The following is a 9,551-nucleotide window of genomic DNA, read 5'->3' as shown; positions in this document are numbered from 1 at the left end:
GAATATAACTAATAGTTTCTGTATCTTCAGCAGTTAACATTGAACCTGGTTTTCTACCAGTTAATATGCAGTGTTCTGGAATATTTTCTAACCAGGCTTCCCGACGGACTACTAATCCATCGGAAGGAGGTATGACCTTCATAGCAGGTTTATAGAGTAATGGTTCATTGCCTCTTTCAGTAATGGCAAAAAATGGTTTAATTCGATCAAAATTAGGTGGTAATTCTCCGGCAAAATCTCCATGAATTTGACTAGCATAAGCTCCTGCTTTGGGATGTTTTTGAGCAAATTCATAAGCTGATGCCACCCAATCTTGTGCAGGAAGATTATCATCATCCAGGAAACCAATTAAAGGTGAATTGGATACTATTACTGCTTTTTTTCTAGCAAATCCTGCACCTTGTTTTTCTTCAAAACAGTATTTTAATGGAATTTCCTGAAGCCAGTTTTTTTGATATTCTCTAACTACTTTTTGCGTGCTGTCTTGGCTGTTGTTATCTACAACAATAACTTCCCAAGATAGTCCATCTCTCTTGACTTGAGAGCGTAATTTATCTAGAATTAATGGTAATCTTTCAGCGCCATTATATGTAGGGATTGCGACAGTAAAATCAGTCATAATGATTTAGATCCTAAATTCAGTAATTTTATGTTTAGAATATACCCAATATTATCCTAATCTGACAACAGCATATCTTCGTAAATTCCTAATTTAATCTACAGTTTTCTACGCAAAAATAAAGGTTTTGGAATTGTCTATCGAGCAAATTTGACATCCTCCCGACCCCAATAATATCCTTATGGTAAGGGTTTTCTGCCAACATTTAAGATTGAACAGGAAACAAATACCTCTAAATTTTCCAGAACTTAATTTTCAGGAGCCATCGATAATATAGTTGTCCGTAAATAGAGGGAAAAAATCGAGCCAATATAGACAAAGTAATAATTCCCAGCATTTTTACTTGCCAATAGCCACAATCGTTACAACTCAAATTCCGCAGGTAAAATTGTAACATTAAAAGTAGTATAAAAATCCGTAGCTTGGTAAGTATTTATATTATATAAATCATCTTAATTCACCTTTCTCAGGAGTCAGATTCTCAAGAAAATATTAAGATAAATACTTAATTGTTTACTTAATTATGACCACCATGATTTTCTCCTGACTTCTGATACCAAATCGTGTTTTCAAAACCCCTTTTTAAATATCGACTAAATATATTTTTACCAAGGATTTAGGCTATAAAAATAAAATGTGTATGATAACCGGATTTAGTATAACTCCTGACTCCTAACTTTTCAGGTACATAATAGTAGGATATAAAGGGATAAGTCTAATATCTATAAAATAGACTTATATTAAAGTCCTCTTGAGATAACTTTGGCATGAGACAAGAATTTGAAATCCTTGGCGAGCCTCTCTAGCAACAACCTAATTTTTCTAGTAGTTCACTAGCTTCTAAGTATATTTGCTAAAGAGTGAATGTATCTTAATCTTATGTCTTTGAACCCCACTCCCTACTCCCTCCTATCAAGAAGATGTATTCATTAATGGATAATGGATAATGGATAATTGATAATTACCTCGGGTTAAAACCCGAGAGGATTGAATATAAGGAATATTTTCTTTGTTTTCCCCTATCCAAGGGGAGGCTTCAAGGCGCGAATCATTTAATTATTAATTATTAATTTTTCGGTAAGAATGGGCGAGATTTGGTATTAGATTCTGCTGTTTGAGGTAGATTCAGAAGCTATAGTGCTACGCATTAAGGCTCTTGACATTTCTAAATCCTAAAACCCTTTATTAGTCTACTATTCCCTCTGACCTATTCCCTATTCCCGATTCAAGTAGCGCTATAAAATCCCAGGAAAAAATTAATAAATAGCCCTATCCTAAAGTTGATCGGGACAGGGCTAAATTAGAGGAGTCATTTCAGTTATCAGTTATCAGTTATCAGTTATCAGTTATCAGTACCCCCAACTAAAGCCGGAGGCTTGAAAATACTGAATTGAATATTTCTCTTGGTCGATTGGAGGCAAGCGTTCGCGTAGCGTCCCGGAGGGAACGGAAACCTCGCCATCCAAGGACCGCTTTTTCATCCCCTATCCAAGGGGAGGCGCATACCCTCATTTTTTGGTAAAGAAAGAAAGATATTAGCACTTATTCAAGTTAATGCCAGCTTCCTTGGCCATAGCTTGTATGCCTTTGTGTTCCAAAGTTTTAATTGCTTTGGTAGATAATTTTAGCTTGACCCAACGATTACCTTGAGGCCACCACACTCTTTTCCATTGGAGATTTGCATGCTGTAATTTGTGGGTACGAATGTGGGAGTGGGAAACTGCATAGCCATTATTAGCTTTTTTTCCAGTCAATTGACATTTACGACTCATAAGTTTGTCCTTCGATCTTGTGTTGACAACCTTTTTATTATATAAGTCATTTAAGTTATCAGTTAGCCTCCTGGGGAGGAACCTAGTTAACAGTTACCAAAAAATTCAGGTGTAAAGCCTTTCCATTCATGGAGAAAAAGCGGTCGTTTGCGTTAGGGAAGCTCCTCTGAAAGAGGCAGCATGACCTAGGATGGGATGGCGAGGTCTCCCGCTCTTGACAGAGCCGCTCCGAAGTGCGCCATATCCAATCTCCCCTTGAGAAGAAAAAAAATTCCTTTTACCCAATCCTTCTATTACAGAAGAGTAATATTTATAGCAGTCGTCATTACTAGCACGGATATTCTCGCTCCTCTCAAATTTAGTTACAAAAAGAATCTAAGGGCGAATGGCCATTCGCCCCTACTTCTGACTTCAGCTATAACTCCCACTACTAAGATTAGATATGACCACAGGGGGAGTGAAATATCTGTTTCTCATTACCTCTGGAGATGACTATGAAGCTGACCCTCTTCTCTTTGATAATGCTTATAATGCTTTTTCGGTTAACTTAGTCAAGACCTCATTAGACCGTTCAACAAATTCTTTCATACCCTCAGCATCAAAACCCTTTTGTGCCATTAAAGCTAAATCGTAAACATGATGACAGATTTCTTTGGCTAATTCTGATGAGGGAGACTCACCACTACCCTGAATAATACTACCTTGACTAATATTAGAAAGATTCTGAATTAGTGGATGAGCTGTATTAACTAACAAAACGTGGTCTTCGGGAAATTCTGTTTTTTCCTGTTGTAACATAGCAGTCATATCCCGTAACCTTCGCATTGCTTCTGGTAATAATACCATTGCTGGAGGAGTAGTTTTGGCATCTTCTGATTTTAATGCTTGTGCTTTAACATTTACCTTGGGTTTATTTAGTGCTTTTTCAAATAATTCTTTAATTTGTTCGCTGCGAGTTTTATTTGTGGTTGGGTCAACTATTTCTGATTGATTTTCTTTGTCAATTAATGTTTCGTCTAGATCGGAATCTACTCTGGAAAATTTAACGTCTTGATATTCTCTTTCTAGGAAACTAATAAAGTGAGTATCTATGAAAGAGTCAAGGAATAAAACTTCTAATCCTTGGTTTTTATGTAGCTCTACATAAGTTGCTTGGGAAGCAGGTTCGGTACAATAATAAACCCGATTTTCGTGACGTTCTTTATTACGTTCTAAATATTCTTTGAGAGTTGTGTAATAAAAACCTTGTTCGTCAGTATTTTTAGTTTCAGAAGTTTCTGGAGTTACTTCTTGCCAAACATCTTCTCCTTCTGCTTGTACTTCTACTGCTGGTTTAGCGTCAGTTTCTGTTTTTTCTCCTTCCTTTAGTTGAGCTGTGGTGCGGAAAATTATAATATCTTCTACTTGCTTTTTAAACTTATCGTCATTGAGAGCGCCAAACTTAACAAAAGTACCGACATCTTGCCAACCACTAATATATTTATCCCGTTCATCGCGATAAAGTTCTTTGAGGCGATCGCCTACTTTTTTGGCTATATAATCTGCGATTCTTCTGACAGTTCGATTACTTAATAAAGAACTCCGAGAAACGTTTAGAGGAATATCTGTACTATCAATTACTCCTCGTAAAGGCATCAAGAATTTAGGAATAATTTCTTCACAATGGTCGGTGACAAATACTTGATTACAGAACAGTTTAATATTGCCTTGAGTAACATCTACATCTGGCTTTAATTTGGGAAAATAAAGAATGCCATTAACAATAAAAGGATAATCAGTATTAAGATGTACCCATAAGAGAGGCTCTTCTTGGAAAGGATAGAGATGACGATATAGTTCTAGGTAGTCTTCTTGAGTGACATTTTGAGTAGATTCTCGCCAGATTGCTTTGTGTTTATTAACTACTTCCCCTTCAAATTTTATTGCTGCTGGCATAAAATCACAGTAGGTTTTAATCAACTGTTGAATGCGAGTTGTTTCCAGATATTCTTTTTCATCATCTTGGAGAGTTAAGGTAATAGTTGTACCTCGTTCTGTACGAGTCGAATCTGATAGTTCAAATTCTGGAGAACCGTCACAACTCCAATGAACAGCTTCTGCTCCTTCTTGATAGGAAAGGGTATCAATTTCTACCTTTTTCGCAACCATGAAAGATGAGTAGAAACCCAAACCAAAGTGACCGATAATAGCGTCATTCTCGCTACCTTTATACTTTTCAATAAACTCTTCAGCACTGGAGAAAGCAACTTGATTAATGTATTTTTTGATTTCATCAACAGTCATCCCAATACCATTATCAGTAATGGAAAGAGTTTGATTATCTTTATCTATTTTGATTTCTATTTCTGGATTAGTAACATCACCACTATACTCTCCGGTTCGAGCCACCATTTTGAGTTTAGCAATGGCATCTACACCATTAGATACTAATTCCCTTAAGAAAATTTCATGGTCGGTATAAAGAGATTTTTTGATAATAGGGAATATATTTTCAGTATGGATACTGATTTTACCTTTTTCCAGTGTTGTACTCATAGTGTTTATCTATTTTATCTATGGGAATTAATTTGAGTCGAGCATTAAGCTACTTATCCAGGTTTGTTGTCTCTTAATAGATATAAAATTAGAGAAGTATTCTGGCCATTTACTGAAAAATTGGGGTATGCGCCTCCCCTTTCAAGGGGATGAAAAAAATCAACTTCAGTATTTCAAGGCTCTAGCTTTAGCTGCGAGGTACTGATAACTGATAACTTAAATGACCCCTAGACTCATTGCTCAATACTATTTAATAATTGTGATTTATGGAGTCTTTTTTTTAAACAGGGATTGCACCAAACATCTGATTCGGATTTCACTACCTAGGAATAAATAAGCAATTAACAATTACCTCTTCTTCAAAACAAGAGGATTTTTTTTCTCATTAATATAAAGTCAAAGAAATAGACTGATAAATTATTATAGTTGATAACAATAGCATAAACAATTTTAAACATAAGTAGGTAGGCATTAAAATTTGTCGCTATGTAACAAAATGTAAATAACCCCTCAACTCAAATGTTTGGAGGAGCTTGGAGTTAGTTTACAAAAACTAATATAGTTAAGCTTTTTCGTGCCTACCTACTTACATAAAAGTATTTAATCTTAACTTACCGAATAATTAATAATTATTAATTATTAATTAAATAATTCAGCTTACTCTGCCTCCCCTTTCAAGGGGAAAAAAAGTGCTAGGGTATTTCCTTGTATTCAATCCTCTCGGTTTCAACCAGAGGTAATTATCCATTATCCATTAATGAAAAAAGTTTGCCAATTTATGATGTAAATATATCTATGGTTTTAGGGAATTAGGTATGGAGGCAAAAGATATTCCCGATTGTCATTATTTTTCTAAAACAGAGAGTAGAAATGGTTGATACAATCATCGAATATTATACTGAAGTTAATGAATTATTAACATTTAAAAAACTAACTGGTTTCCTCAATATTTCAGTATTATTACTGTAGCTGATAACAAGGGGAAGCTGTTATATTAAATTTATTCCTCACTTTAAGGATAAAATATGATGGAAAAAAATCAGTATGATTTTACTGTTGCAATTCGAGCATACAATGCAGCAAAGCGTTTACCTGATATAATAGATAAACTAAAAGTTCAAGAGGGAACGGCAGAAATAAACTGGGAAATTATTATAGTTGATAATAATAGTAAGGACAATACAGCTCAGATAATCGCTAATTATCAATTTAATTGGCAGGAAAAGTTTCCTATCAAATATTTCCTAGAACCTCAACAAGGAGCATCAATTGCTAGAAAAACAGCAATGGAAAAAGCACAAGGTACTTATGTTGGTTTTTTGGATGATGATAATTTACCTGCACCTGACTGGGTTGCTCAAGCTTATGCTTTTGCTAAATTGCATCCTCAAGCTGGTGCTTATGGAGGACAAATTCATGGGGAATTTGAAGTTGAACCACCTAAGAACTTTAAAAAAATAGCTCCTTATTTGGCAATTATTGAACGAGGTAAAAAAGCTTTTTCCTATAACGAACATAAGAAAAAAGTTTTACCACCAGGAGCTGGTATAGTTATTTCGAAAAAAGCATGGCTAGAAAATGTTCCTAAAAATTTATTCCTTACAGGACCTGCTGGAAAATCTTTGGCACTTAAGGGAGAAGATATAGAAATTTTATCTCATATACAAAATGCAGGATGGCAAATTTGGTACAATCCAGAAATGCATATCTATCATCAGATACCTCATTGGAGATTGGAACGAAATTATTTAGTATCTCTAGTAAGTGGTTCAGGATTACACAGAAATCATATTAGAATGATGAGACTTAAACTTTGGCAAAAACCTCTAGGATTTTTGGCTTATTTAGTTAATGATTCTCGAAAAGCTCTATTTTACTTTATTAAAAACTATAGTTTGCTGAAAACTGATACAGTTGCTGCTTGTGAAATGGCACTATTATTAAGTATTTTAGTCAGTCCATTTTATCTATGGAAGGTACAGTTGTTGAGAAAAATGGCATTGGTGAATCAAGCTATGAAATCTAAATTTGTAAAATATAAAATGCTTTTAAATTGGGAGCTAGACAATCGTCATTTCCATAGAAATTATGGCCAAAATTACCAACACCACAAACATATAAACTAATTATCTGGCGTTGCACAGTGGCGAATGATTAGGAGAATTGAGGAATTAGCCCATGCTTCAAATAATACATCGGCAAGCTAATTAATCTGTACAACACATAAATAGACTTGGACTAGCACAAAGTTTTGCGATGTAACCTAGCTGTCAGGGTTTCTAAGATGGCAGTTTTCTCCTTCTACTCTTGTCATCTCTGTTTTGCTTACATTGACTACCACAGTCGCAACAGAGATAACTCTATGTTCCCTAACGATGACTATTTTTCACTACTTTATGGCTTTGACAATAAGGACAATCCATCTCTCAATAAAACTCTAGAATATGATTATCTAGATAGATATTTGAAAGGATGAACTAATTAATGAAAGAAAAAATCAAATTAGTAATACCAGAGTCAGGAATAGAATTTCTCAAGTCAATATTAGATCTGCTCAGAAAAACACTTTGAATTTATTTGTGAAATCAAAATTTTTGAGTTCTCTATACTATGTTTTGTTCTTAAAGGAGTAGCATGATTAATAAAATACAACAAATTTTCAATCGCTCAAAAGTTTTCTTTGGTCAGTCTAGACAAATTCAACGAGATAATCTAGCACTTCAGTTAATCAGTGATTTTTTGCCAGATAGTACAAACTATTTTCCGATCACAGGTTTTTCTGTTAATCCCCATACTCTAGCTTGTATATTAAATGATATACAAATCAACCAAAGAAAATACATGATTGAATTTGGTGGAGGTATATCAACAATCTCTTGTGCTAAATTTGCCAAACTGAATAATCTAAATTTTCAATTATTTACAGCAGAAAGCGATAGTAAATATTTGGATATCTTAGAAACAGCTCTTAGAAAAGAAAATCTTACTGACTTTGTTAAACTTATTTATGCACCATTAGAGCCTACCTCTTTAGCTTTGGAAAAAACTCCGTGGTATAGTGAAAAAATCCAAGATAAATTTAGTGATACTAAGTTTGATATTATACTTGTAGACGGCCCGAAAGCAGGAACTAAAAAGAATAGTCTTTCTCGCTTTCCAGCTTTACCCTTTTTAGTTAAAGAAAAATTATTAGCTGATAATTATGCTGTCTTTTTAGATGATTCTAACAGAAATGGCGAACAAATAGCTATGAAAAAGTGGCAAAAAGATTACAAACTTCGGTTTATTAATTTTAGCGATGTAACTTCAGTAGCTTTTAAAGGAAAACATTTTAATCCGCTGCTTTGGTGAAAGTTGTTGACTTTATGCTTTCTTCACATCAAACTATGAGTATGAAAAAATTACTACTTACTAATTAACCGCATCTTCTGTAAATTGTCTCTTAAAAGGTGAATGGAAACCAATAACAATATTATGTTTTGGCACTCCTAAATTCACCTATTCTTCAGCAATATCCATTTCTGTTGTATTGTGCTGAATCAAAATTTTCCCATTCCTGAAAGTCGTTTACTTTTAGTAATAAACCAGAGAAAGATATGAGTATCTAAGAGTATTTTCATGGATTGGTAAACAGGTTAATAATTTCTTCAGCAAGAGGATCGTTAAAGTCATCTGGTACAACAAATTCACCTACACGTAAACCAATAGGATGAGATTTTTTTTGGTGTTGATTTGCAGGAATTGTAACTTCAGCAATAGGTTTATCAGCGTGGGTAATGATTAATTTATTACCTTATTGAATCAGTTTAATAAACTCTGATAAGTTTTGTTTAATTCATCTATATTTAGGGTAATCATCGCATTATTTTTGGTTCATTATTGTTAAATTAACATCAAAATTAGTTAAGCAGATAATCATTATTTTTATTGAACCTTTTCGAGAAGGAATACTCAATCAGACCATACCTCTATAATTTGTGCATCTAATTTTTTTTGAGTTGTTCTAATTTTTTTCTAATCAAAATATCAACTTCTTCAACTTCAGCAATTGATTTTGGAAGATCAAAAGTCTCAGTTGGAGCTTCAGAGGTAAAGCGATCTACAAATATATGAAATGCTGCTTTATCATTAGGATGAGCAATAACATAAGCTCTAAGTTGGGTTTTCTTCATGCTATTAAAATCTAGCTTCATTATAAAAATCTCCAAATACCATCGGGATATATTTCTATCTCTATGTTATCTCCTGCTAAGATAAATAAATTACCCGTTCGCTCGTCTAAACGAACAAGAAAAATAGGAGTGAATGTATTAGTTAAAGATTGACAGAGTATGACACATCTAATACTTTGTTCAGCAGTTGGCAAGTTGTTTACCTCATATTGTTATGTTGCTGTTAATTTCATAACTTTTCTATTTTCCTAATCTAAAATTTATCATTTAATTATACTGGCGAGCTAGAAGCTCGCACTGTTATTTATTAACTTTTAACCAATTACTGAAAAATTGGGGTATGCGCCTCCACTTTCAAGGGGATGAAAAAAATCAACTTCAGTATTTCAAGGCTCTAGCTTTAGCTGCGAGGTACTGATAACTGATAACTGAAATGACCCCTAGACTCATTGA

8 protein-coding genes and 1 pseudogene are annotated in these 9,551 nt (G+C 34.0%); 2 read left to right on the top strand and 7 right to left on the bottom strand.

The genetic code is table 11. From position 1 onward, the window contains the following. From hpsE (F6K22_RS20190) to htpG, 3 genes are all read right to left on the bottom strand, one after another. Nucleotides 1-619, bottom strand: a 619-nt coding sequence (hpsE, locus tag F6K22_RS20190; RefSeq protein ID WP_293101758.1) for a hormogonium polysaccharide biosynthesis glycosyltransferase HpsE, incomplete at its 3' end; no start/stop codon positions are given. A 1,535-nt stretch (nt 620-2,154) separates the two neighbouring features. Next, nucleotides 2,155-2,391: a 50S ribosomal protein L28 gene (rpmB, locus tag F6K22_RS20185; RefSeq protein ID WP_293101755.1), complete on the bottom strand. Its 237-nt coding sequence runs from the start codon at nt 2,389-2,391 to the stop codon at nt 2,155-2,157. A gap of 525 nt (nt 2,392-2,916) precedes the next feature. Beyond that, the gene (gene htpG / locus F6K22_RS20180) at nt 2,917-4,926 is read right to left on the bottom strand and encodes a molecular chaperone HtpG (protein WP_293101752.1); all 2,010 of its coding nucleotides are present in this window, start codon (nt 4,924-4,926) and stop codon (nt 2,917-2,919) included. 1,025 nt (nt 4,927-5,951) lie between these two features. Here htpG and hpsE (F6K22_RS20175) point away from each other — a divergent pair. Further along, nucleotides 5,952-7,052 (top strand): hormogonium polysaccharide biosynthesis glycosyltransferase HpsE, encoded by a 1,101-nt coding sequence (hpsE, locus tag F6K22_RS20175; protein WP_293101750.1) that lies wholly within the window; start codon nt 5,952-5,954, stop codon nt 7,050-7,052. A gap of 28 nt (nt 7,053-7,080) precedes the next feature. On the opposite strand, the pseudogene F6K22_RS20170 reads toward hpsE (F6K22_RS20175), so the two are convergent. After that, nucleotides 7,081-7,255, bottom strand: a pseudogene (locus tag F6K22_RS20170) (IS1 family transposase); the annotation flags it as partial. 305 nt (nt 7,256-7,560) lie between these two features. Between F6K22_RS20170 and F6K22_RS20165 the strand changes: the two are divergent. After that, on the top strand, nt 7,561-8,277 hold the full coding sequence (locus F6K22_RS20165) for an O-methyltransferase (RefSeq protein ID WP_293101747.1): 717 nt from the start codon (nt 7,561-7,563) through the stop codon (nt 8,275-8,277). Between the two features lie 60 nt (nt 8,278-8,337). On the opposite strand, the gene F6K22_RS20160 is transcribed toward F6K22_RS20165, so the two are convergent. From F6K22_RS20160 to F6K22_RS20150, 3 genes are all read right to left on the bottom strand, one after another. Continuing rightward, nucleotides 8,338-8,412, bottom strand: a complete 75-nt coding sequence (locus F6K22_RS20160) for a hypothetical protein (protein WP_293101760.1) — start codon at nt 8,410-8,412, stop codon at nt 8,338-8,340. A 497-nt stretch (nt 8,413-8,909) separates the two neighbouring features. Continuing rightward, the gene (locus tag F6K22_RS20155; protein ID WP_293101744.1) at nt 8,910-9,119 is read right to left on the bottom strand and encodes a DUF6887 family protein; all 210 of its coding nucleotides are present in this window, start codon (nt 9,117-9,119) and stop codon (nt 8,910-8,912) included. Then, entirely contained in the window at nt 9,119-9,292 is a 174-nt protein-coding gene (locus F6K22_RS20150; protein WP_293101741.1) for a DUF6888 family protein, read from the bottom strand. The genes F6K22_RS20155 and F6K22_RS20150 overlap by 1 nt, the downstream gene beginning before the upstream one ends. Nucleotides 9,293-9,551: the final 259 nt, after the last annotated feature.

Origin of the sequence: Okeania sp. SIO2F4 (genome assembly GCF_010672385.1) — a bacterium.
Lineage (GTDB): Bacteria > Cyanobacteriota > Cyanobacteriia > Cyanobacteriales > Microcoleaceae > Trichodesmium.
This window is presented reverse-complemented; position numbering and strand designations above follow the sequence as displayed.

Bases quoted from the DNA above. Each gene is read 5' to 3' on its own strand.
- hpsE (WP_293101750.1), top strand. From the start codon at position 5,952: ATGATGGAAAAAAATCAGTATGATTTTACTGTTGCAATTCGAGCATAC.
- rpmB (WP_293101755.1), bottom strand. From the start codon at position 2,391: ATGAGTCGTAAATGTCAATTGACTGGAAAAAAAGCTAATAATGGCTAT.
- F6K22_RS20165 (WP_293101747.1), top strand. From the start codon at position 7,561: ATGATTAATAAAATACAACAAATTTTCAATCGCTCAAAAGTTTTCTTT.
- htpG (WP_293101752.1), bottom strand. From the start codon at position 4,926: ATGAGTACAACACTGGAAAAAGGTAAAATCAGTATCCATACTGAAAAT.
- F6K22_RS20155 (WP_293101744.1), bottom strand. From the start codon at position 9,119: ATGAAGCTAGATTTTAATAGCATGAAGAAAACCCAACTTAGAGCTTAT.